Origin of the sequence: Paraburkholderia sp. FT54, from assembly GCF_031585635.1 — a bacterium.
Taxonomy (GTDB): domain Bacteria; phylum Pseudomonadota; class Gammaproteobacteria; order Burkholderiales; family Burkholderiaceae; genus Paraburkholderia.
Genome location: NZ_CP134196.1, coordinates 437,723 through 460,046 on the forward strand (window position 1 = coordinate 437,723; position 22,324 = coordinate 460,046).

At 60.5% G+C, this 22,324-nt stretch carries 24 protein-coding genes; 14 read left to right on the forward strand and 10 right to left on the reverse strand.

The features are described from left to right. The first annotated feature begins 172 nt into the window (after positions 1-172). A complete protein-coding gene (locus tag RI103_RS21470) occupies positions 173-1,210 on the forward strand; it encodes a LacI family DNA-binding transcriptional regulator (RefSeq protein WP_310817467.1) in 1,038 nt (345 codons plus the stop codon). Positions 1,211-1,220: 10 nt separating this feature from the next. Here the strand turns inward: RI103_RS21470 and RI103_RS21475 are convergent, their stop codons facing one another. Next, positions 1,221-1,565, reverse strand: coding sequence for a non-heme iron oxygenase ferredoxin subunit (locus RI103_RS21475; RefSeq protein WP_310817468.1), 345 nt, complete (start codon positions 1,563-1,565; stop codon positions 1,221-1,223). 33 nt (positions 1,566-1,598) lie between these two features. Beyond that, complete coding sequence (locus tag RI103_RS21480) at positions 1,599-2,675, reverse strand: fatty acid desaturase (RefSeq protein WP_310817469.1); 1,077 nt, start codon at positions 2,673-2,675, stop codon at positions 1,599-1,601. A 497-nt stretch (positions 2,676-3,172) separates the two neighbouring features. Here RI103_RS21480 and RI103_RS21485 point away from each other — a divergent pair, with 497 nt between their 5' ends. Beyond that, entirely contained in the window at positions 3,173-4,027 is an 855-nt protein-coding gene (locus RI103_RS21485) for a phytanoyl-CoA dioxygenase family protein (RefSeq protein WP_310817470.1), read from the forward strand. Between the two features lie 266 nt (positions 4,028-4,293). Here the strand turns inward: RI103_RS21485 and RI103_RS21490 are convergent, their stop codons facing one another. Then, positions 4,294-5,166 carry a LysR family transcriptional regulator gene (locus tag RI103_RS21490; RefSeq protein ID WP_310817471.1) on the reverse strand — a complete coding sequence of 291 codons (873 nt, stop codon included), beginning with the start codon at positions 5,164-5,166 and terminating at the stop codon, positions 4,294-4,296. Between the two features lie 194 nt (positions 5,167-5,360). Here RI103_RS21490 and RI103_RS21495 point away from each other — a divergent pair, with 194 nt between their 5' ends. The 9 genes from RI103_RS21495 to RI103_RS21535 all read left to right on the forward strand — a co-directional run bounded on the left by RI103_RS21495 (position 5,361) and on the right by RI103_RS21535 (position 16,329). After that, the gene (locus RI103_RS21495; protein ID WP_310817472.1) at positions 5,361-6,326 is read left to right on the forward strand and encodes a sugar ABC transporter substrate-binding protein; all 966 of its coding nucleotides are present in this window, start codon (positions 5,361-5,363) and stop codon (positions 6,324-6,326) included. A gap of 71 nt (positions 6,327-6,397) precedes the next feature. Continuing rightward, a complete protein-coding gene (locus RI103_RS21500) occupies positions 6,398-8,011 on the forward strand; it encodes a sugar ABC transporter ATP-binding protein (protein ID WP_310817474.1) in 1,614 nt (537 codons plus the stop codon). Positions 8,012-8,013: 2 nt separating this feature from the next. Then, positions 8,014-9,015: an ABC transporter permease gene (locus tag RI103_RS21505; protein ID WP_310817475.1), complete on the forward strand. Its 1,002-nt coding sequence runs from the start codon at positions 8,014-8,016 to the stop codon at positions 9,013-9,015. A 235-nt stretch (positions 9,016-9,250) separates the two neighbouring features. Further along, complete coding sequence (gene rbsK / locus RI103_RS21510) at positions 9,251-10,183, forward strand: ribokinase (protein WP_409077031.1); 933 nt, start codon at positions 9,251-9,253, stop codon at positions 10,181-10,183. 122 nt (positions 10,184-10,305) lie between these two features. Further along, positions 10,306-11,409 (forward strand): nucleoside hydrolase, encoded by a 1,104-nt coding sequence (locus RI103_RS21515; protein WP_310817478.1) that lies wholly within the window; start codon positions 10,306-10,308, stop codon positions 11,407-11,409. A 571-nt stretch (positions 11,410-11,980) separates the two neighbouring features. Then, positions 11,981-13,699, forward strand: coding sequence for a CHASE2 domain-containing protein (locus RI103_RS21520; RefSeq protein WP_310817480.1), 1,719 nt, complete (start codon positions 11,981-11,983; stop codon positions 13,697-13,699). Continuing rightward, entirely contained in the window at positions 13,696-14,079 is a 384-nt protein-coding gene (locus RI103_RS21525; RefSeq protein ID WP_310817481.1) for a hypothetical protein, read from the forward strand. The genes RI103_RS21520 and RI103_RS21525 overlap by 4 nt, the downstream gene beginning before the upstream one ends. Before the next feature lie 74 nt (positions 14,080-14,153). Next, positions 14,154-15,788: a M48 family metallopeptidase gene (locus RI103_RS21530; protein WP_310817482.1), complete on the forward strand. Its 1,635-nt coding sequence runs from the start codon at positions 14,154-14,156 to the stop codon at positions 15,786-15,788. Positions 15,789-16,152: 364 nt separating this feature from the next. Beyond that, on the forward strand, positions 16,153-16,329 hold the full coding sequence (locus RI103_RS21535; RefSeq protein ID WP_310817483.1) for a hypothetical protein: 177 nt from the start codon (positions 16,153-16,155) through the stop codon (positions 16,327-16,329). A 52-nt stretch (positions 16,330-16,381) separates the two neighbouring features. Here RI103_RS21535 and RI103_RS21540 read toward each other — a convergent pair whose 3' ends face one another. From RI103_RS21540 to RI103_RS21555, 4 genes are all read right to left on the reverse strand, one after another. Beyond that, positions 16,382-16,831 carry a hypothetical protein gene (locus tag RI103_RS21540; RefSeq protein WP_310817485.1) on the reverse strand — a complete coding sequence of 150 codons (450 nt, stop codon included), beginning with the start codon at positions 16,829-16,831 and terminating at the stop codon, positions 16,382-16,384. 15 nt (positions 16,832-16,846) lie between these two features. Further along, a complete protein-coding gene (locus RI103_RS21545) occupies positions 16,847-17,560 on the reverse strand; it encodes a M35 family metallo-endopeptidase (protein ID WP_310817486.1) in 714 nt (237 codons plus the stop codon). After that, positions 17,553-18,083 carry a hypothetical protein gene (locus RI103_RS21550; protein WP_310817487.1) on the reverse strand — a complete coding sequence of 177 codons (531 nt, stop codon included), beginning with the start codon at positions 18,081-18,083 and terminating at the stop codon, positions 17,553-17,555. Before RI103_RS21550 ends, RI103_RS21545 begins: the two co-directional genes overlap by 8 nt. A 148-nt stretch (positions 18,084-18,231) precedes the next feature. Next, positions 18,232-18,552, reverse strand: coding sequence for a hypothetical protein (locus RI103_RS21555; protein WP_310818644.1), 321 nt, complete (start codon positions 18,550-18,552; stop codon positions 18,232-18,234). A gap of 114 nt (positions 18,553-18,666) precedes the next feature. Here RI103_RS21555 and RI103_RS21560 point away from each other — a divergent pair, with 114 nt between their 5' ends. Further along, a complete protein-coding gene (locus RI103_RS21560) occupies positions 18,667-18,846 on the forward strand; it encodes a hypothetical protein (protein WP_310817488.1) in 180 nt (59 codons plus the stop codon). A 103-nt stretch (positions 18,847-18,949) separates the two neighbouring features. Next, a complete protein-coding gene (locus tag RI103_RS21565) occupies positions 18,950-19,210 on the forward strand; it encodes a hypothetical protein (protein WP_310817490.1) in 261 nt (86 codons plus the stop codon). 55 nt (positions 19,211-19,265) lie between these two features. On the opposite strand, the gene RI103_RS21570 is transcribed toward RI103_RS21565, so the two are convergent. The 3 genes from RI103_RS21570 to RI103_RS21580 form a co-directional block, all read right to left on the reverse strand. Next, on the reverse strand, positions 19,266-20,603 hold the full coding sequence (locus tag RI103_RS21570; protein ID WP_310817492.1) for an ATP-binding protein: 1,338 nt from the start codon (positions 20,601-20,603) through the stop codon (positions 19,266-19,268). A 108-nt stretch (positions 20,604-20,711) separates the two neighbouring features. After that, positions 20,712-21,434, reverse strand: a complete 723-nt coding sequence (locus tag RI103_RS21575; protein WP_310817494.1) for a WHG domain-containing protein — start codon at positions 21,432-21,434, stop codon at positions 20,712-20,714. Next, a complete protein-coding gene (locus RI103_RS21580; protein WP_310817496.1) occupies positions 21,431-21,697 on the reverse strand; it encodes a hypothetical protein in 267 nt (88 codons plus the stop codon). Before RI103_RS21580 ends, RI103_RS21575 begins: the two co-directional genes overlap by 4 nt. A gap of 233 nt (positions 21,698-21,930) precedes the next feature. Between RI103_RS21580 and RI103_RS21585 the strand changes: the two genes are divergently transcribed. Next, a complete protein-coding gene (locus RI103_RS21585) occupies positions 21,931-22,137 on the forward strand; it encodes a hypothetical protein (RefSeq protein WP_310817498.1) in 207 nt (68 codons plus the stop codon). The last annotated feature ends 187 nt before the right edge of the window (positions 22,138-22,324 follow it).

Genomic DNA, 22,324 nt, shown 5'->3' on the forward strand with positions numbered 1-22,324 from the left:
GGCTTTTCCATCGAAGTGTCCCATCAACGTTTCCTCCCTCGGTGTCGGTTCACGGCGGATCGGCGACTCCTTCGATCGATGTTTGCACAACCGGCGGCGCGGCTTGATACGCCCCAGCCTGGGTGCGATGATCCGGTGATCGTCGCTTCCTCTTCCTGTCAGGCTGCCGCGAATGCCCCGTCCCACCCGCCGCAAAACGAGCATGGCCGACATCGCCAAAGCCGCTGGTGTCAGCGAAGCGACTGTCGACCGTGTGCTGAACGGTCGCGGCGGCGTCTCACGCGCAAAGGAAATGAGCGTGCTCGAATGGGCGCGCAAGCTGAAGATCGACCGCGCGCTCGACTCGGTGTCGGTACGTTGGCTGCGTATCGCGATCCTGTTGCAGCAGCCGGTTGCGCCGTACTACGTGTCGCTGAAGCAGGGCTTCGAAGTCGCGCAAAAGACGTTCGAGGCGCAGCGTGTGATCTGCGCGGTCACTTACTTCGAAAGCCTGGAGCCCAAGCGGGCCGTCGAGACCATTCACCGCGCCACGCAGAAGGCCGACGCTCTTGTGATCGTTGCGTACGAGCATCCGGACATCACCGCGGCGCTGCGGCAGATCAGCCGCACCATTCCGGTCGTGACGCTCGCGAGCGATTTGCCGGGCACGGGGCGGCTCGCCTATGTCGGCATCGACAACCGCTGCGCGGGACGCGTCGCGGGCGAGCTGGTCGGACGATTTATCGGCGATGCGGGCGGTAAGGTGCTCGTGCTGACGGGCATGCATGATTTCCTCGGCCATGAAGAGCGCGAAAGCGGCTTTCGGTCCGTGCTGCGGCGGCGCTTTCCGAACTGCGACATCGTGGAAACGGTGGAGAGCCGCGAGCAGTCGGTGATCACCGAACGGCTCACTCGCGACGCTTTCCGGCGCTATCCCGAGTTGCGCGGGATCTACAACATTTCAGTCGGCAACGAAGGCGTCGGCGCGGCGCTCGTGGCGCTCGAGCGCACACGCTCGACAGTGTTCGTCGGCCACGAACTCAACGAGAGTTCGCGACGCCTGCTGATAGACGGCACACTCGACGCTGTGCTCGATCAGAATCCGGCCGGCGAAGCCATGCGTTCCATCGAAATCGTCCTGCGGCACTACCATCGTGATCCGGGCGTCGCCTTGCTTCACCAGATTCCCGTCACCGTGCTATTGCGCGAGAACCTGCCGGTGAGCGACTAGCGTCGGCTAGTCACGAGTCGTCTTTGGCGGGGACGCCCAGCAGCACTTCGCCGTTCTCAACGCGCACCGGATACGTTTGCAGATGCACGCACACCGGCGGGCTTTTCGGCTGGCCGGTGGGAATGTCGAAACGTCCCTGATGCAGCGGACATTCGATCTCGCGATTCACGACGAAGCCGTCGGCGAGATGCGCGCGTTCGTGCGTACACCAGCCGTCGGATGCGAAGAAGCCCTGATCGATCCGGTACACCGCGTAGCTCGCTCCGGCGTGATCGAAGCGGATCACGTCTTCTTCATCGATATCGTCAGCCGCGCAGGCCACGACCCACTTGATGTTGTTGGTTTCGACAGTCACTAGAGTCTCCGTTGTGCGCCGAGGTTCAGGCGCTCAGGTGTTCGATTGCGCGGGGAATCCGCCGCGCGGTCCATGCGGCATGTCCTTGGCCGGTATCTTCCGTTCGATCACGTGTGAAGGATCCGAGCGCTGTTTCCACAGCGCGGGCAGCATCTCGCGATACGCCGCGAAGAGACCCGGATAGGCCGGCGGCAACTGGTCCTTGATCGCTTCATGCAGACGCGGCAGCGCGTGGAACGGCACCATCGGCAACAGATGGTGTTCGAGGTGGTAATTCATGTTGAGGTAAAGAAAGCGGAACACCGGATTGATATGCACGGTGCGCGTATTCAGGCGATGGTCCTTCACGTTGACGGCGAGTCCCGCGTGTTGCGTAAGGCCGAGCAGTTGATGCAGCCAGCCGCCGTAAAAGCGCGGCGTCCAGACGAACATGAGCGGCAGGAAGCTGCGCATCGCGATTGCGAGCACGATCGTGCCCAGCACGACGGCGAGATAGATGCGGCAGGACCTGATCATCTTGGGTTTCTCGGAGGCAGGGAGAAACGCGTCGGTCGCGGCGTCGACGCGGCCGAACGCGTGCCGCACGACCTTGCCGATTTCGAGCGAGCAGCCCATCAGGCCGAGAAAGTCGATGACGATCGGCCAGACTTTTGTCGGCCGCGCAACCTGGATCTCGGGGTCGCGCGCCTGGAAGTAAGTATGAGTGTGGTGCCGCGCGTGGCTCCAGCGCCACCAGTAGCCTTCGCGAATCGTCATGAACGACGACAGGTGATAGAAGAAGTCGTTGACGTGGCGGCTTTTGAACGGCGTGCCGTGCGCGAGTTCGTGCCAGCGCGCGTCGCTCGACGAATAGATCGTGCCGTACACGAAGAACGCCGGAACCGCCCACCAGCTTCCCCATGTCATCGCCGCGACGACACCTGACGCGATCAGCAGGACCAGCCACAGTCCGAAGTTGCGCCAGCCTTGGGCGTCGCTGCGCTTCATCAATTCCTTGAGCACGGCGCGCGCAATGACGGGCTGATACCACTGCTGGCCGATGCCGTCTTCGAAGGCTGTGTCGGTGACGCGAGGCGCGGCCGCGCCGCCGACGCCGGGGGGCGAGGCCATGGTGTCTCCTGCTATCGGTGACTGCTTCTGTGTTTGCGGGCTTACCGTCAGGGCGATTGGACAGACGCGCTTGTCGTTGGGTCAACGATAGAGGATGGGACCAACGGGTTCACGTTTAAAAATGATGGATTTCCGTCAAATTTGCGAACGTGCGGCGCCTGATCGCGTAGTCGAAATGGAAAATAAATTCCATGGTGGTTTGGCGTAGCAATTTTTCTTGCATTTCGCTCCGATCGTCCTCTATGCTTGACGGCAGATGCGGCGACAACGCCGCGCGGCTCACCGCAACCGCTTTTGCATGGAACGAGAGTAGGCGCTAAAGCGCCAATTCGGGTCGACAGCTTTGCATGGGACCAGAGTAAGCGCTGAAGCGCCAACTCTGGTCGACCGCTTTGCATGGGACCCGAGTAAGCGCTAAAGCGCCAACTCGGGTCGACAGCTTTGCATGGGACCCGAGTAGGCGCTAAAGCGCCAACTCGGGTCGACAGGAGACAGTCGTGGACAGGATCGAAACGAATGACGCCACACCGGCCGTGGTGGTCGAGGCGCTGACGCGCGGCCCCGGCGCGATTTGCATACGCGGACTTTTCAGCGCAAGTCAGATCGCCGAAGCGCGTCGCGTGGTGATGGCCCATTCGGAGGGTCGCGCGCAAACCGTCACACACTTCCAGGGACAGGCCGCGGAGGAGCAGCGGCTTCATCTGCAGCGGCGCGTGTGGAATCTGCTCGCCAAGGGCGATGTGTTCACCGAAATGTCCGAGCAGCCGGTAATCGTGGAGGCGATGCGGCGCTTTCTGGGCGACGACTTCATCATGGGTTCGATTGCGGCCAATCGTATCTTGCCGGGCGGACCGGGGCAGGAACCGCACATCGACTATCCGTACTGGGACTACCACATGCCGGGCACCTTTCCGCTCGGTATCAATACGTCGTTTCCGCTCAATGCGCAGGTGACCATTCCGCTCGATCCTTTTACCGCTGAAACAGGCGCGACGGCCTTTGTGCCGCATACGCAGCATGAATTGCGCTATCCGGCTGAAGGCGACCGCTTCTTCGAACGTTGCCAACGGATGACGGCCGAGCCGGGCGATGCCATCGTGTTCTTCGGCGCGACCTGGCATTGCGCGATGCCCAATCGCAGCACGCAGGATCGCAGCGCCGTGCTCATTCAGTACTTGCCGAAGTTCGTCAAGCCGATGGAAGACCTCCGCGCGATGGTCGGCGAGGACTTCGTCAAGCGGGCGAGCCCGACGATGCGTCAATTGCTCGGCCTCAATTTTCCCTACCCGCAGAACCTCGACGAGATTGCCGTGGCGACCAATGCCGAAGGCCGTAAGAACGCGATGCGTTGAGGCTCTTCGATCGCACGCGTTCGCCGCGTGGCAACGGACCGGCCTGGCGATTCAAACGGAGTTCAGATCGATGTAGTGGAATCGGCTCGCTGCGACTTCTTCGCCGCACGAGCGAACGCGACAAAATTCGCCACCACGGGATCATTGCCTGTGGCCTGCCATGCGAGTCCCACACGCTCGTTGTGTCCATCCGGTCGTGAAGATGTCCTCCACTGTTCCATTGTTTCGCGTTGCCGATCTGGAGGCGCGCCTGATCGACGATGACGTTAGCGGAAAATCTCCGCAATCAGGTTCGCCACGGTCCGGATCCTCTCACTGTCGCGCAGAGCCGGATGCAGTACCATCCACACGTCCTGGTCGAGCGCCTTGATATGCTTCTCCACGCAGACGAGATCGCTGGTCGTGTCACCGGCTAGCTGGGCCAGTATGCCGAGCCCGGAGCCACCCAGAACGCCGTCGAACACACCCATGCCGTAGCTGCTGCGAAGCGACGGCGCCGGAGCGCCGGGCAACGCCTTCAGCCATTGCGTCGCCGGGTGGTCGGGCTGACGGTCGTCATAACCGACGAACGACAGCTTGTCCCACTCCTTCTTCACGATCGCCGCCTTGTGGCGGAGATAGTAATCGCGCGAGCCGAACAGCCCGAAGCGGATCCTGCCGATCCGCCGGACGTACAGGTCACCCTCTTCCGGACACTCGGACCACAGGGCGATGTCCGCCTCGCGCCGCGCCAGGCTGTAGGGGCGGCGCGAAGTCAGCACTTCGATCGCGAGCCCGGGGAGCCTGTCCTGAAACGAGCCGAGCAGCTTCAGCAAAATGTACGACGGCCACTCGACGGCGTTGATCCGCACCGTTCCGTGCGCGGCGGCGCCGCCGTTCACGTCCGCGGCGCGTTCGATCTGGTGAGCCAGATCTTCCATCTGCTCCGCCCAGGCCAGCACACGGGCGCCGAACGCGGTCACGGTACAACCCGACGGCACCCGGTCGATGAGCGGTTCGCCCAGGCGTCTTTCAAGCTCGGTAAGGCGGCGCGACAGGGTCGGCGCGCTCAGGTCGCACGCCGCGGCGGCCGAGCGCATGGTTCCCTCGCGCGCGATCGCCACCAGAATCCGCAGGTCGTCCCAGTCTACGTGTTCCATTTTTGAAACGATAGGTTTTGAAATTTGGCATAGCATAACGCAGTTCGCGAGGATAGGATTGGATCTGGCCATACTTGCCCGGCATCACGCGAACAGACCCGAAGGGTTGAGCAAGTGGTGGCAAGTGCGGCGTTCCTACCCATCACACGACTCAACGGCTCTCAGTAGACCGAACGAGCGATACGGAGACATCAATGATTCGCCATTTCCTACCGGCGCGGCGTCGCGCCATCGCAGCCGGCGCAGCTTTCCTCGCTGTGTCGATTTTGCCGATGCCCGCGGCATTCGCCCAGGCCGCCCATAAACCGAAAGTCGCGCTCGTCATGAAGTCGCTGGCGAACGAATTCTTCCTGACCATGGAAACGGGCGCCAAGGATTATCAGAAGCAGAATCCGGCGAAATTCGACCTGGTCACCAACGGCATCAAGGACGAGACGGACACCGCGAACCAGATTCGTATCGTCGAGCAGATGATCGTGTCGAAGGTCGACGCGCTGGTGATCGCGCCGGCCGATTCCAAGGCGTTGGTGCCGGTCCTGAAGAAAGCGGCCGACGCCGGCATCATCGTGGTCAATATCGACAACAAGCTGGACAACGACGTCCTCAAGTCGAAAGACCTGAACATCCCGTTCGTCGGGCCGGATAACGCGAAGGGCGCGCAGAAGGTCGGCGACTACCTGGCCAAGCACCTGAAGTCGGGCGACAACGTCGGCATTATCGAAGGTGTCACGACCACGACCAACGCGCAGCAACGCACCGCCGGTTTCAAGCAGGCCATGGAGTCGGGCGGCATGAAGGTCGTCGCGCTGCAATCGGGCGAATGGGAAATCGACAAGGGCAACGCCGTCGCGAGCCAGATCCTCAATGCGAACCCGGACGTCAAGGCCTTGCTGTGCGGCAACGACAACATGGCGATCGGCGCCGTGTCGGCCGTGCGCGCGGCCGGCAAGGCCGGCAAGGTGCAGGTGGTCGGCTATGACGACATCAACGCCATCAAGCCGATGCTCAAGGACGGCCGCGTACTCGCCACCGCCAATCAATATGCAGCCAAGCAGGCGGTGTTCGGCATCGACACGGCTTTGAAGGCGCTCTCCGAACACAAGAAGCAGTCTGAATTGTCTGGCGTCGTCGAAACGCCGGTCGATCTGGTCACCAAGTAAGTTTGGTGCAACGCGTGGCCCGCTCCGCGTAGGGGCCACGCGCCTGATTTACGTCCAGCCTGATCATTCTGATGTCCACTCCCATTTCATCACTTGCTGACGCCGCGCCCGTGCTGCGCGTTCGCGGCATCGGCAAGACCTATGCCGAGCCCGTGCTTGCCGACGTCTCGCTGGAATTGCGCGCGGGCGAAGTGCTGGCGCTGACCGGCGAAAACGGCGCGGGCAAGAGCACCTTGTCCAAAATCATCGGCGGCCTCGTCACGCCGACTACCGGCTCGATGACCCTCGGCGGCTCGGCCTACACGCCGTCCAGCCGCAAGGACGCCGAGGCGCTCGGCGTGCGCATGGTCATGCAGGAGCTGAACCTGCTACCTACGCTCTCAGTGGCCGAGAACCTTTTTCTCAACCGTTTGCCGCAGCGCGGCATGTTCGGCTGGATCGACCGCGCCAGGCTGCGCGAGGATGCGCGGCATGCCATGGCGCAAGTCGGCCTCGACGCAATCGATCCCGACACGCTGGTCGGCACGCTGGGTATCGGACATCAACAGATGGTCGAGATCGCGCGCAATCTGATCGGCGACTGCCGCGTGCTGATTCTCGACGAACCCACCGCGATGCTGACCGCGCGCGAAGTGGATCTGCTGTTCGAGCAGGTCGAGCGGCTCAAGGCGCGCGGCGTGGCGCTGGTGTACATCTCGCACCGGCTGGAAGAGCTGAAGCGTATCGCGAGGCGCGCTGCCGTGTTGCGCGACGGCCGGCTCGTGCATGTCGACGAGATGGCCAATCTCTCGACCGACCGGCTCGTGACCTTGATGGTGGGGCGCGATATCGGCGACAGGATCGATCTCGGCGAACGGCGGATCGGCGACGTGGCTTTCAAGGTCAGCGGGATGACCCGAGAACCGGTGGTGCGCGACGTGTCCTTCGAGGTCAAGGCCGGCGAGATTTTCGGCATCAGCGGGCTGATCGGCGCCGGTCGCACGGAGCTGATGCGGCTCATCTATGGCGCGGATCGCGCGGACGCAGGCACGGTGTTGATCGGGCGTGAAGGCGGCGCGCTTGAGCCCGTGACGATCGCCTCGCCGTCGGACGCCGTGAAGCACGGCATCGCGCTGATCACCGAAGATCGCAAAGGCGAGGGACTTCTGCTGACCCAGCCGATTGCCGCCAACATCTCGCTGGGCCACTTGCGCGCGGTGTCGAGCAAGGGCGTGGTGGACGGCCGTCGCGAGGCGGCCCTGGCGCACCAGCAGATCGACGCCATGCGCATCCGCAGCGCAGGGCCGTCGCAACCGGTATCGGAGTTGTCGGGCGGCAACCAGCAGAAAGTGGTGATCGGCCGCTGGCTCGCGCGCGATTGCACGGTGCTGCTGTTCGACGAGCCGACGCGCGGCATCGACGTCGGCGCGAAGTTCGACATCTATGCGTTGATGGGTGCATTGGCTCGCGAAGGCCGCGCGCTGGTGGTGGTATCGAGCGATCTGCGCGAATTGATGGCGATTTGCGACCGGATCGCTGTGATGTCGGCGGGACGCATGACGGGCCCGTTCGAGCGTGGCAACTGGACTCAGGACGCGTTGCTGGCAGCCGCATTTGCGGGCTACGCGAAACGCGAGAGCCTGCTGCACGAGCCGATCGAACCCGACGCAAAGGCGCCCGACGAAAACAGATTAGTGGAGTATTGAGCATGACCGTGGAAACCAGCCTGCCTACGCTGCAGAACGAACCACCCAAAAACGCGAAGCCGCTCGGCACGCGCCTCGGATTCTCGAACTACCTTGGATTGCTCGGCGCGCTCCTCGGGATGATCGTGTTGTTCTCGCTGCTGAGTTCGCACTTCCTGACCTACGACACGTTCAGCACGATCGCGAACCAGATCCCCGATCTTGTCGTGATGTCGATTGGCATGACCTTCGTCCTGATCATTGCCGGCATCGACCTGTCGGTCGGCTCGGTGCTGGCGCTCGGCGCGGCGCTCACGAGCGTCGCGGCCTTGCAGTGGCATTGGCCGGCGCTGCCCGCCGCGCTGCTCGGCATGGCGGGCGCGACCCTGACCGGCTGTGTGACCGGCGCGATCACCGTGGCGTGGCGGATTCCGTCGTTCATCGTGTCGCTCGGCGTGCTGGAAGCGGCGCGCGGTCTCGCGTATCAGCTGACCAACTCGCGCACGGCTTATATCGGCGACGCGTTCGACTTTCTCTCCAACCCGGTCGCCTTCGGCATTTCGCCGGCGTTCATCATTGCCATTGTGGCGATGGTCGCCGCGCAGTTCGTGTTGACGCGCACGGTGTTTGGCCGCTATCTGATCGGCATCGGCACGAATGAGGAAGCAGTGCGGCTCGCGGGTGTCAATCCGCGGCCCTACAAAATCGCCGTGTTCGCGATGATGGGTGCGCTGGCCGGGCTTGCTTCGCTGTTCCAGATTTCGCGGCTCGAGGCCGCGGACCCGAATGCCGGACAGGGCATCGAATTGCAGGTGATCGCGGCGGTGGTGATTGGCGGAACGAGTTTGATGGGCGGACGAGGTTCGGTGACGAGTACCTTCTTCGGCGTGTTGATCATTTCGGTGCTGGCCGCCGGTCTCGCTCAGATCGGCGCGACCGAGCCGACCAAGCGCATCATTACGGGAGCCGTGATCGTCGTGGCTGTCGTGCTGGATACTTATCGAAGCCGGCGTCGCGCTGGGTAATTGGACTATTTGGTGAGTGGTCGGCGGCTCTGCGTGGGACCAGAGTGAGCGGTAAAGCGCTAGCTCTGGTCGACCGCTCTGCATGGGACCAGAGTAAGCGCAAAAGCGCTAACTCTGGTCGACCGCTGTGCATGGGACCAGAGTAAGCGCTAAAGCGCTAGCTCTGGTCGACCGCTCTGCATGGGACCAGAGTAAGCGCAAAAGCGCTAACTCTGGTCGACAGGAGAAAATGAAAGTGTCGAAAGAAACGAAGCAGGGCCGGGTGCTGGTAGTGGGCAGCATCAATACGGATCTTGTCGCCCGCGCGCCGCATTTGCCGCGCCCCGGCGAGACGATTGGCGGACATGAGTTCTCGCAGGTTGCCGGCGGCAAGGGCGGCAACCAGGCTGTCGCCGCCGCACGCATCGGCGCGCAGGTGGCCATGGTCGGCTGCGTCGGGAAAGACGCGAACGGCGCGCAGCGGGTCAAGGATCTGGAAGCGGAAGGGATCGACTGCAGCGGTGTCGAGGTCCATCCGGGCCAGCCAACCGGTGTCGCCATGGTGACGGTGTCGGACGACGGGCAGAACACGATTGTCGTGGTCGCCGGCAGCAATGGCGAACTTACGCCGCAGAGCGTGGCTCGGCATGAAGCGGCCATCAAGGCTTGCGATGTCGTGGTCTGCCAGCTGGAAACGCCGTGGGATTCCGTTCACGCGACGCTCGCGCTCGCCCGCCGGTTGGGCAAGATCACCGTGTTGAACCCGGCACCGGCAACGGGACCGTTGCCCGCGGAATGGCTGCCGCTCGTCGACTATCTCGTGCCGAACGAGGTCGAGGCCGCCATTCTGGCCGGCCTGCCGGTCGAATCGCAAAGCGGCGCGCGGCGCGCGGCGACGGAGTTGCAACAGGGCGGCGCGCGCAATGTGATCGTCACGCTCGGCGCGCAGGGCGCTTATCTGCTGGTGGAAGGCGGCGAGGGAACACATTTCCCCGCGCCGCAGGTGCAAGCGGTCGACACGACCGCAGCCGGCGACACTTTCATCGGTGTCTTTGCCGCGCAACTCGCCTCACGGCAGCCGCTGGAAGGTGCGATCAGCCTCGCGCAACGCGCGGCGTCGATTTCCGTGACGCGCGCGGGCGCGCAGCCGTCGATACCGACTCGCGCGGAAGTCGAAAACGCAGCCTGACACGGATGCCGCTCGTGACATGAGGCGGTCCGTATTGCCACTTTCGGTGGCTCGACGTTGATTTATCGGCACCATCTCATGATGGTGTTCCCTTGTTAATCACGCTCTCGAATGGACGAAACATGAAATCACAATGCATAGGCATACTGATGATGTCGTTAGGGCTGGCTGCGTGCGGAGGCGACATATCGACCACTGATCCTCTCGCCAATGCGACGAAGGTCATCATCGATTCAGACTTCAACACGATGGGCGACGACGGCCAGCTTTTCGCCATGACCACGCAGTTGATGGGGCAGGGCAAGGTCAATCTGCTCGGGCTCACCGTTGTCACCGGCAACGACTGGCTGCTGCAGGAAGAATCGGATGCGCTCAAGGCGGTGGAGCGCATGGGTCTGCAGAACGTCGTGGGTGTATACGGCGGCGCCGACTATCCGTTGCAATACGATGTGGCGAGTATTCGCGCGCAGCAGGCGGCCAATCCGCAGGGCTATTTTGGCGCGTGGAGCCGGCCGGAACCGACCCAGCAGTCCCAGCTTGTTGCGCCGCCGGATGGGTTCGCCGTGTCGACGAAACTGCAATCGCAGAGCGCCGCGGATTTCATGATCCAGACCATCAAACGTTATCCGAACCAGGTCACCATTCTCGAAGTCGGGCCACCCACCAACCTTGCCACGGCGATCATGAAAGCGCCGGAGATCGTGCCGCTGATCAAGCGGATCGTCTACATGGGCGGCGCGATGGCCGTGCCGGGCAATGCGAACGCCGTGGGGGAACTCAACTGGTGGTTCGATCCGCTCGCTGTGCGCACCGTGTTGCAGACGTCGATTCCCCAAGCCGTGATTCCGCTCGACGTGACGAACACGGTGCCGCTGACGCAAAGCGTGTACGACCAGATCGTCAATAATCCGAGCAAGCAGACTGCAGTGACGAGGGCGTATGGGATTGCCAATGCGGGTGCGTTCGCGAGTAATACCGATCTGTTCGATACTTTGACGATTGCGTATTTCCTCGACCCTACTTATGCGACGCAAACGAAAAGCGCGTATCTGGATATCGATACGACGAGCGGTGAGGATCAGGGGCATGTGAAGGTGTATCCGGATCAGCCGGCAGCGGGTGCTTCGCCGCAGAAGATCACTTACGTTACGCAATTCGATAACAATCGGTTTTTCAGTCTTTATGTTGATCTGCTGACGCGGCCTGTGCCGATTACGTTGCCGTGATGGCGCGCCGTGGCTCCCGGTCGAACTCGATGGACGAGTTCTTCCGGGAGGCGTGTCTTAGTTTTTATTCGACTTCCAGTGCTCCCGGCAAAGTTGGTTCTTCAATCTGGCCCGTGGCGGTTTATTGGCTTGACGCGCGCCATTACTCAAGATCTGTTGCCACTTCCGGCCATTCGACGGCCGCGACAGCGCGCGTTTGTCCAACCGGAGTGCTGCGGACCGCAACTGAATAGTCGTTATCCGCCACGTCTGCGCTGTTGGAAATATGGTTTGAGCGTCTGGATAGCAATCGAGATACCAATGGCGGCGAATTACTAGCTATCGGCTGATGTACCCAGCGAACACTCTGACAAAGTGGACGGTAACAGATGGCAAAATCTTAGTCATCCATACGAAAAATAGCCGCCGCGTTTCGTGATTGTCTTTGTTCATATGTATGCTGCTCGCGCCCAAATGGCCGATAGTGGCTGCGCTTCGCGTTTACCCGATAAAAATTAAACTAACGCAAAGATTGAGGATTTTCTAGACTCCTTTCTGTCGTTTCGTTCCACTGAGATTCCAGGCCGGAAAAATGGCGACGCAGAACGAAAATCAAGGACCGGGGACCGAAAAGCACGAAGGATTCGGCTGGTGGCATGTGCTCGGGCGCGCTGCATTATCGGTGGTGTTAGGCCTTCTCCTCGCTCTCGTGGTGCCAACCCGCTTTACCGAGGAAATGGGCGCACAGACAATTGCGCGCTACGCAGCGCCCTTCTCAGGATATTGGTTCGACCACGAGCGTCAGCGTGAAATCGCGTCTGGGCCACCGAATGAATGGAGTGACAGGGATATCACCGTACTCGTAATCGACTCCGACGCGCTCGAGGCGCACGGGGAACGTTGGCCAGCTCACTATTCGTTTTACAGCTGGCTCTTGGGCTATCTGAACAAGTATCCTCCGAAGGGGCTGTTCATTGACGTGATTCTCTCCCAGCCCGCACATCACGAGAGTGATGGCTGCGACAAAGCCGCGAAGTCTACCGGCGTCAAGAACGCCAAGCCTTGTCATGTCGTCAATGACTCGGAGGACATTGTTGGCTTCAAGAAGGCGCTTACGGGTTTGATACGCAACGGCAAACCGGTATTTCTCGCTGCATTCCTAGACGAAGACAACAACTTCCGCACTAACGCAGACCTCGACGGCGATCCTGAGTTGAGCACCGTGAAGCGCGTCGGCATTGAATTTTCGGCACATGCGGTGGACCGGCTTGCATGGACCTATCCGCTGGTCTATCCGAAGAAAGTGCACTGCAACGAGCAAATACGTGGCGACGCTCAACGCGAGGAATGCCGGGGAGAAAAGCGAAACACTCCGGCGACCGACTGTGTATGGAGCGCGGCCTACTCAATCTTCAAAGACGTGTACGAGGAAGGCACGAAGCTCGACGTGCCATGCGATAAAGCCAGCTTCATGTCGGTTACGTGGCCGCTCGACACGGCGGCGTACGGCTTGCGATGGGTCGAGTCAGACGACGAAGAAAGTGAGATACGTCACAAGTATTCGGCCCTGCGAACGGACACGTTCGATCAGGACTTGCAGATGTACTGTACTTCGAGCGACAGCGAGTTAAAGCTGCTGTGGCGTGCGGAAGCACGCGCGATCCTGCGCCTGACGAGCCGCCCGCTGTGTGTGCACTATCGGACTATCCACGCAAGTCAGCTCGATCACATGCACGATGATGAACGGGACGCCGCATTCAGGGACCGTTTTGTGATGATCGGCACAGCGTTCGCATACTCCAATGACCTCGTGCTGTCGCCTTTGCAAGACCGTATTCCGGGTGTGTTTTTGCACGCTGTTGCGCTCGATAATCTCCTGAGCCGTCACAGCAAATTGGAAGACATCGAGGCTTGGGAGCCTGCACTCTCCATGGACGCCAGTCGGTGGTGCAAGCTCCTTATCTTGGGGGCACTCGGCTTCGTGGCGATGTTGATCATCGTGGCCGGCAAAAAAAAGACCAGGGAGAAATTCAGGAAGTCATATCGCGAGCGCAGGCATTGGAAGACGCGCCGTTCTGCTGCCTTTTGGCGTGCGAAAGGAGCGACAGCCATTTTCAATGCTGTGTTTTTTGCGATCAGTGGACTGGTGCTCGTGATGTTCGGCGTGGCGATGATCGTGATCGGCACATGGATGCAAGTCCCATTTTTGGTGGTTGCGCATGTCCTCGCCTGCACGATCGCAGTCGAATGGCTTGACTGGAGCGAAGACCTGTTCAACTGGATCACGGACAGCAAGGAGAAGTCATCGTGAAACAGGCTCAAAATGTCTGGCGGCGGGTCACTAGTGCTTTTCTGGCCGCAACGACAGTCGTAGCGCTAACTGCAACGGTCGGCAGCATGGCCTCAGATCAACCGGCGACTTATGTCGATTCGCAGAAACCAGGTGGCACAGTGAAGCTCTACAGCGCGCCCGACATACATAGCGTTGTGATGGATGCTCCGACTTTGCCGCTTCTTGTTCAGGGCGCTTCCGATCACGGCTTCTATCCCGTGAAAGTCAATGACAAGCCCTATTGGGTGGACGGCATGGCTGTCAAGGTCGTTCGCGACGTGCAGGCTGCCCGCTGCAGTAAGTCTGCCGGCGTTCAGGCCGCCGGCACACTGGGCGCCGCCACCAACCGGTGCCAATGATCATGCATACCGGACGGCGATACTTCTGTGGTGCATGCGCAAGCCTTCTACTCGGTGCATGCGCGGACGTCAAAATGCCAGGCGCGCTGTCGAACCTGGGCATTGGCGGCGGTTCCGCGAAAGGACCGACGCTCGACACCGTCGGTTCCATTCCGCCGCCACCCACTCGCGAATGGCCCGATATCAAACTTGACCTGATGAACGCGCGTGCCGACGGCTGGGGCCTCGTGCCGATGCCCGAGATGGAGGCGTATCTGAACGGCCTGCTCGCGACCATCAAAAGAACCGCGGGCACGCCGAACTATCCAGGCTCAGTGCATATCATCTCCGAGACCGGACTCAATGCGAATTCGAGTCCAGGCGGCAACATCTTCGTCTCGATCGGCTGGTTGCAGTCGGCTGAATCAGAAGACGAGATATTTGCGATCCTCTCTCACGAGTTCGGCCATATCTACCTCAACCATCACGCGATTTTCGACGCGCGCACGGCCGGCGATACGTCGCTTGCCATCGTGTCGCTCGCCTGGACAGTGACCAACAAGTCGCCGACGTCCAACACATGGAGCGGCGTCGACAATATCGCCGTGGTGCAGACACTCGGCACACGCGTACTGTTTCCTGCCTGGCAACGCAGTGTCGAGGAACAGGCGGATCGGTTCGGCGCGACGATCAGCCTGCGTTGCGGCTATTCGTACGTCGACGGTTTCAAGGCTTTCTTCGAGCGCGTCATTGCATACGACCAGGACGCCAAAGCGCGCCGTCAAAAGCTGCGTGAGAAGCAGCTTCAGGCCGGTCGAGAGAAGGCTGGGCAGCAGGCTGCGGCGCAGGCGCGCACTCAGCCGCTCGCACCGTCTGTCGGCGGCAGCGCAGCGCAAACGGTAAATCAACTCAGCAGCATCGGCGAACTGCGCGACGCGGTTGCGCAATACACGTCCGCGCGTGCGGGCGCACAGGCGAGCGTCGCGGAGAATCTCTTCGACGCCCGCGCGGTGATCGACGACCAGATCTCGGCTCAACTTGAAACCTTGCACGACGATCACGGCGATCCAGCGGCTCGCGAAGATAATCTGACTGAACTCGTGCGCCCGATGCTCGGAGACAAACGGCCCGACCCGCGCATCGAGCCGTGGAACGCTGCGCGCAAACGCGGTTCTACGCCACTCATTCTGGCCCACTACAAATCCATCTCCGACATGCAGGATCTGCAGGCCGCAGGCAACTATTCGCAAGCACTGCAAGTCGCGACGACGATCGCATCCGGTCCCACAGCGGACCACGCGTACCCCGTGTTTCTGTTGTCGAATCTGATGGCACTGTCGCGGTCGGGCCAGCCGGATGCGCAGACGCAAGTGCTGCGGCGCAATCTGACTTCACGCGACCGCTCATGGGCGGTGCAGACCAATCTTGCCAATCGCATAGGGCAGAAAGACCCGAAGCAAGGCGAAGCGTTTTTGCTGCAACAGTTCGATTATTTCGGCCGGACGTCGGTGACCTGGCCCAGCGTTGTCGCGTGGTATCGCGAGCATGGGGATATCAACCGCGCCAAGCAGTTGGCTACCACGTGCTGGACGGAGCATCCGGAAATGCGTGCTGCCTGCGTCGCCGCTTCGCAGGCACCCGCGCAAAAGAAGAGCGACGATCAGGCGGGCGGGTTCAGCAAGGCGGTCGACAAAATGCTCGATCAGGCGAAGGGGCTGTTGCCGAAGTGATGGATAGAGTCGTCTCTCGATTGTTGACTGTCGCCTTGTCAGATTGAAACCGACTACGAAAGAGGGGCGCCGACTATTCCAGCGCGCTCTGATTTGCCGGCGGTCACCTGACCGTCGACATTCTCTCGCCCTCAGTTTCCCGAGACCAACGGTATTGCCGCCGGCGAAGTCTGGCCAGAGTTTTACAGTCACCCGGTGCGGGTGCGGTGCCAGCGCCCGCTGATCGCGTGCTCGCATATCAGGAAAGGCCGCAAGCTGTGGACTATGGCATGGTGATCATCACGCGAGATAACTCGTTTTTTTGGTGCGGGAAGCGCCACGACAATGAGAATCGGCGGCAAGCCGGTGGCGGAAGTGAGAAGTAGTGAGCGCGTTCGGTTATATGTGCCGGCTGGTGATCACATCTTCAGCGCGAAACATGTCTATGCTGCCGCGCAAGGATGTTGAAGCGATCATCAAGCCGGGTGTGACGCGTCACAGCCGGCCAACGATTCACTCTTCAGGCGATATCGGCCTTGATCCGACATTGCCGGATGAGTGAGGGAAAAACGTAACAGCTACAACAGAAAACCCCGCTGAAGCGGGGGCAAACACTACTGCCCGTCGCAACAATCATTCGGACAACCAGGGCTAATCTCGACGGTGACTTCCCGGCTCTCAGCACCTGCCTGACCGGGATTGGCGACTGGATAGATCTGCGTTTTGACCTGAAGCGGGGCGCTTACCAGTCCGTCAGCCAGTGCGTCTTGTGCGACCGTCACGGCGCGCTTCATGGCTAGTGCGTTGGTGTTTCTTTCCGCTTGTGACGCGCTACCGACCACCGTAACCCACTTCTGTATAGCGTATTTCGCGTTCGCTTTCGACACCCATTCGCCAAGTCGTACCCGTTCCGCCACATCAACCTTGTGGCTGTTCATGCCGAATGCGATGTGAATCTGTTCGGAAGGTTGATTTTGAGGACCGTTGCATTCCGCGTGGGTATCGAAGCAAACGACAAGCGCTGTAATGAGTAAAGAAATGCGAATCGCTGTTTGCGAAGCCATATTTTTTCTTCCTTTTTAGACGGCGAAGAGTGGTTCGCCGTAGATTACATAGCCAGCAAGCGTATCCGCATTGCGCAATGCCTGATCGGGGTGATTCCTGGCCCATTCCGCAGAAACCGGATCAAGCCCATATCTGGCATCGCCGCTGCCGAACGTATCACTAAAATGCGTCACCTCGTGAATGAGGGTGGACAAACGTGAGTCACCGTACATATTCTGATCGCGTAGGCCGTCACAGAACTTCATGCCAATGCTCACAAGCCTGCGCTGCGTGTTAGGACCACAGACGTGAGCCGCTTCCCTGTCGACGTTCTTCAGATTTGGACTACACCCTAACAACTTGTCCAGCTTCGGATCAGAACGCACCAGGCTTGTGGGCGCAAGAGATTTGAGTGTTGCCAGATGACTTGTGAAGCCGGTTGTGAGGTATCGCCGCGTATTTTCATCGCTTCGGTTGAACCAGTACTGCATGCGTTCCTTCGTTGCGGCGTCATAGCGGCTTAGATCCACTAGCCGACGATCAACGGCGGAGATTGCCCACGCTAACAATTGTCGCGCAATCGCCCTAAATTCCTTGTCGATCATATTGGGGCAGATTGGTGTGGTATCAATTGACACATAGACCATTGAACCGGGATTGGTATTTGTAACCGCGCCAGAGTGAACTTCGAACCACTCCTCGTTTTCATATTCACGGAATCCGTAACTCTTGTTACCCGCATCACTCATTTTTAGCTTCTCCTGTTGTATAGAGACTTATTTCTTCTGTTCCGCCAGTAGTGGTCCGCTTCGTTTTACTCAGGCTATTGGTTGTACCGGCGACTACTCGCCCACGACTCGTGACGATGCGATAGCGTGCGTTAGGACGTGGACCGTGTGCGTGATCGAGCAAGGTAAATTGCTCGTCATACTGGGTGGCGCGCGCGGGTTCGCGCGAGGAATCAGCGGTTCTGGCAGCGCTCGAAGCGTTAGCGTCCTCATGAATAAAGCACCCAACATCTTGACCCGCAAAAAACTCGATTCTTGCCACACGGGCATAGCACTCGATCGCCTTAGATACAACTTGGGTTTCGTGGTCGCTCATCCCTTCGCCGGTGTCAAACCTCGGCCACGAACCTTTGCAGTTGCCGGACGTTGCATGGTCGCCGCGAAGCGCGATCTTTTTTCCCTTGTCGTGAAGGTTCGCTCTTAACGCCAGAACTTTCCCGCCCGTGGTGGCGGGGTCGCCAAAAATGACTACGGGAATACGCATCAGGTGCCCCCGCTATTTTCGAGTGTTAGCTGCCCCGCGTCATCGGTGTTGATTCGCCGTGTGCGCCCCCCGGCGTCAAATGTGGTCCATTTCCGTTCCTGCTGATGCGACATTTCCCAAGCCTTCCGAAGTGGACGAACACGACCGGTCACCAAAGCAACCGGCGCGAAGGCGGCGGCTCTTTTGCCGGGCGAATCCGAAGGATCAGCGCTAACTGATGCAGGCAAACATCAGCCAACTCCGAAAGAAGGGCCGGATTATGCGATGTTGCATCGCGACGCGCATCTGATCGCAAACGTTTAGAAAAAACGGGCACACGTCGCGCGCCGAGGCGTGCCCAGATTTTTCGAGGAAACGCATCCAGGGCGGGCAGACCCATTTGAAACGGCCAGATCGACTCCGGACGAAAACCAGGCGCGGCAATGCTGCTATCGGGCCGGGGCGGTGCCGATCGCCAGCTTTCGCTCATTCAGCGCTAATTCCAGGCGCTCAATATGTCCTTGTGGCTGGCCGAGTTACTTCGCAAGGAACAGGTCGCCGCCGTTTATCCCGCGCTTGAACATCGAACGGTTGAGGACCTGAAATGAGCTTTCATCCATCTCTTTTGTTTTTTCTGGGCGTCGGCCTGTGTGGCATGACCGTCGCCGGCTTGTTAACGATCGTCGTGGAAAAAATCGGTGCCGCGTTGACTTCGCGGCACCGAACTGCTGACACGGATTCACGGACGACATCGGATTTGATCTGGCCGGCGACGCCGCGATAGTACGGACTTTATCGGCATACCGTTGAGCTGGGCTGCACGGTCGATGCTTTCCACACAATGTCCCCGGCCCAGAATGAAGCTGCAACTCCGAAGGAGAGTAACCATGAACACGATTTTCCGCACTACACTGCTCGCCGCCATGGTCGTTTTGCCGACCGCGGCGTTCGCACAACCTGTCGCGCAAGTCGATGAAATGCAAATCGAGATGGTGACTTATGAAGTTGTCGGTATCGATTCGCCGCCGATGTCCTCACACGCCGCTCCGGTCATCGGCAACAGTGGCACGCATGCCAGCGCACTTCCAGCCGAATTGTTGCGTCCAGGCTCTGACGTGGGCTTGAAGTCGATCTACGTTCGTCACTGAAGCGACGTTGGGTGCGAACGTCCCCGGCGTCTTCGGCCGCCGGCTAGACCACGCCTCAAGCAGCACCGTCCGGTTCAATCGGAAAACTGACCGTCGCAACGATGCCAGACTGTCCATCGTTGCGATTTCGCAGCGTCACGGTCCCGCCATACCGCGTGACGATCGCCTTTACAATCGACAACCCAAGCCCACTGCCTTCAATCTCCGTATTGGCCCGAAAGAAACGATCGAACACTCGGGGCAGCAGGGTTTCGTCGATACCTGGACCGGTGTCCGTCACTTCGACATCCACCATTCCGTTCTGCACACGGGTCGACAAATCGATTGTGCCGCCGTCGGGCGTATAGCGGACCGCATTGCTGACGAGGTTCTTGATAACCGTGCCGACGTCGAGTTCGATTGCGTGCACACTGGCGGTGGCCATTTCGTCCGCGCCGATATCGATGCCACGCTGCATGGCAATGGGCAGCACATCGGAAATGGCGCTGACCACGGCGGCTGCAATGTCGACGCTGACCATCGCACGTGTCAAGGATTGGCCGACGGGCGGCGCGTCCGCGCGTGCGAGCCGCAACAACTGCGAAATCAGATTGCTGCTTCGTGTTATGCCGCCTTGGAGCGCGCGAAACCGTTCCTGATTGCTTGGCACGATATCGCGTTGCAAATTATCGGCCTGCAATTGCAAGGCGGTAAGCGGCGTTCTCAACTCGTGCGCCGCATCGGAAATGAATTTGCGTTCGCTCTCGATGGAGCGGGCGAGTCGCTCGATCATCAGATTGATCGAACGGATGAACGGCAGCAGTTCGGTTGGCACACCCGCGAGCGGCAGCGCTTGCAGATGGTTCACATCGATCACGCGGACCTCGTTGCCAAGCCGGTTCAGCTCCCGCAACGAACGACTCACGACGAAAATAACAGCGGCCCAGACGAGCGGAATCAGCACGACGATCGGCCATAGCGTTTTGGTCGCTGCGGCCTCCTCGATCTCATGACGCACGGACAGGCGCTGCGCGACCTGGACAGTCTGAGCGCCGTCGCGAGCCGTGTAGATCCGCCACCGTTCGCCATTGACGAGTGGCGACGAGAAGCCCGTGGCGGCATCGCGCGGCAGAAGCAACGAAGGCTCGGTAGACCGCGCGGGCTGTGTTTCGCCTTCTTTCCAGATGACGATGAAAATATCGCGGGCGTCTTGCGATCCGCGCGCGGGGACTGTGGGAATGCCGTCGCCGAAGCCGACTCGCAAACGCGATGCGACCTGTTCCATGCGCAGGTCGAGCACCGCGCTCATACCGGCCACGCAGAACTGGTAGGAGCTCACGCCCTGCAGAATGGCGAACAGGCTGACCACGGCGCCGATTGCGATAACGAGTTGGTTGCGGAGCGATTTGAGCATGGATGTGAACGTCAGGGGGAGCGAGTGGCCGGGCCGCGAGAGGAAGCATGCCTTCCTGTCATCGACTTCAGGATGAACGTTGCTTCATCGTGATGAGGGGCATCGAGTTCATTTGCGGCCCTTGCCCGCGGGCTCGGCGGGAACGATCTGGACGTGCTCGATCGCGGCTTCCACGAGATCTTCGGCGCTTCGTATGCCTTCGGCGGATGCGGCCAGCGCATTCAGGCGTCCGTCGATCAGAAGCAACGCGAGCCCGTGAACGTAGGCCCAAGCCGCGGTCATGGCGATGGCCTGGGCAGCGGTGATTCGGCCGAACGCGGTTTTATCCTCGTCCGCGCACTCGGCCGGCGCGCTGAATACGCCGGCCAGGGCGCGCGCCGACACTTGGCGCGCCTGCGCGAGAGCAGGGCGCGCCGCGTCGAGCATTTCGTTGCGCGACATGAGGTGCAGCAAGTCTGGATTGGCCACCGCGAAGCTGACATAGCCGCGAGCGATGGCTTTGCGCTGCGCCTGGCCCGCTTCGATACCGTCCGCCTGCTCCGCCATGGAAGCGGCGAGCCGCCGGTGCCCGCTGGCAGCCAGTTCGCTCAGCACCCCAGCCGTATCGCCGAAATGATGTTGGGGCGCCGTATGCGATACGCCAGCCTCGCGCGCGATGGCGCGCAACGTCAAGCCACGAATGCCGTCGCGCCGTAGGACGACTTCCGCAGCTTCAAGCAACGCGTGGGGTAGCGCGCCGTGATGATAGGGCTTGTTGTGTGCTGATTGGTAGGCTTGGGTTGTGGCTTTGGGCGGCGCGGATGCTTTGCGGCGTGACGATGCTTCTTTCATGGTTGTGAATTGCGGTCGATATTTTTACAGTGAAAAGATATGTTCACCGGCTGAAAGGGAAAAGTCAAAATCTTCGCGCGATCCAATCGCACCGGTTCGCCAGGGCGCTTCGCTTTCGGCATCCGGGCAACCGCGCGATGTTTGACGACATGCCGGCGCGTTTCGCCGGCCACGCCGACCAGCAGCAGGAAGATCGAACCGGTGGCCGCGGCACTCGCGCTCGCCACAGAGATATCTATCAGCCATTCAAGCACGTCAGACATGGGTCATCCCCTTCGTTACCGTGACGACGAGGGTATCGGGCTTGAATTAGCGATGAATTAGCACGGTTTCAGGCTGCCGTAAGCTTCGCGACCTGCGGCCGATGCACGGCGAGGCCATGGTACGCGCCGCTAGACGACCTGGACCATTGCCGGCCAACCTGGTAGCATCACGCGCAGAGACGCCGTGAGAGTCGGCGGCCCTGCAACACGCTGGACATCGAGATAGATTGGGTATGGAAAAGAAACGATCGCGGATTCGCCGGGAAGCGCTATGCCCGCCGATTGGCGCGCTGCTGTGCTACCGGGCGCGCATCGTGCGCGTCGTCGCCGAAGCGCGCGGCCAACGGGCGATGATCGAATCGCTCGACACAGCGGGCCGCACTTTTGTCAGCACCGTGAAATGGAACAGCCTGCGCGAGCTCGGCGCTCAACTGTTCTGATAGTGAAGGCCAGCGCATCGGCCTGAAATCGGCGACAAGTCAAATAGTGAGCAAATAGTGGGAAGCTGACGTGCGACGCATTCGCCTCATGATATTAGGGAATGCCTAACCTTGAGCCTGCGAGGTCCAGCGTCGTAAAATCGTGGCACATCGATTTGAGGGCCCAGCAATGTGTCTGGCTTCTCGT

Coding starts and splice junctions, on each gene's coding strand:
- RI103_RS21470 (WP_310817467.1), top strand. CDS start 173: ATGCCCCGTCCCACCCGCCGCAAAACGAGCATGGCCGACATCGCCAAA.
- RI103_RS21480 (WP_310817469.1), bottom strand. CDS start 2,675: ATGGCCTCGCCCCCCGGCGTCGGCGGCGCGGCCGCGCCTCGCGTCACC.
- RI103_RS21490 (WP_310817471.1), bottom strand. CDS start 5,166: ATGGAACACGTAGACTGGGACGACCTGCGGATTCTGGTGGCGATCGCG.
- RI103_RS21495 (WP_310817472.1), top strand. CDS start 5,361: ATGATTCGCCATTTCCTACCGGCGCGGCGTCGCGCCATCGCAGCCGGC.
- RI103_RS21500 (WP_310817474.1), top strand. CDS start 6,398: ATGTCCACTCCCATTTCATCACTTGCTGACGCCGCGCCCGTGCTGCGC.
- RI103_RS21505 (WP_310817475.1), top strand. CDS start 8,014: ATGACCGTGGAAACCAGCCTGCCTACGCTGCAGAACGAACCACCCAAA.
- RI103_RS21515 (WP_310817478.1), top strand. CDS start 10,306: ATGAAATCACAATGCATAGGCATACTGATGATGTCGTTAGGGCTGGCT.
- RI103_RS21520 (WP_310817480.1), top strand. CDS start 11,981: ATGGCGACGCAGAACGAAAATCAAGGACCGGGGACCGAAAAGCACGAA.
- RI103_RS21530 (WP_310817482.1), top strand. CDS start 14,154: ATGCCAGGCGCGCTGTCGAACCTGGGCATTGGCGGCGGTTCCGCGAAA.
- RI103_RS21540 (WP_310817485.1), bottom strand. CDS start 16,831: ATGGCTTCGCAAACAGCGATTCGCATTTCTTTACTCATTACAGCGCTT.
- RI103_RS21545 (WP_310817486.1), bottom strand. CDS start 17,560: ATGAGTGATGCGGGTAACAAGAGTTACGGATTCCGTGAATATGAAAAC.
- RI103_RS21550 (WP_310817487.1), bottom strand. CDS start 18,083: ATGCGTATTCCCGTAGTCATTTTTGGCGACCCCGCCACCACGGGCGGG.
- RI103_RS21555 (WP_310818644.1), bottom strand. CDS start 18,552: ATGAGCGAAAGCTGGCGATCGGCACCGCCCCGGCCCGATAGCAGCATT.
- RI103_RS21560 (WP_310817488.1), top strand. CDS start 18,667: ATGAGCTTTCATCCATCTCTTTTGTTTTTTCTGGGCGTCGGCCTGTGT.
- RI103_RS21565 (WP_310817490.1), top strand. CDS start 18,950: ATGAACACGATTTTCCGCACTACACTGCTCGCCGCCATGGTCGTTTTG.
- RI103_RS21570 (WP_310817492.1), bottom strand. CDS start 20,603: ATGCTCAAATCGCTCCGCAACCAACTCGTTATCGCAATCGGCGCCGTG.
- RI103_RS21575 (WP_310817494.1), bottom strand. CDS start 21,434: ATGAAAGAAGCATCGTCACGCCGCAAAGCATCCGCGCCGCCCAAAGCC.
- RI103_RS21580 (WP_310817496.1), bottom strand. CDS start 21,697: ATGTCTGACGTGCTTGAATGGCTGATAGATATCTCTGTGGCGAGCGCG.
- RI103_RS21585 (WP_310817498.1), top strand. CDS start 21,931: ATGGAAAAGAAACGATCGCGGATTCGCCGGGAAGCGCTATGCCCGCCG.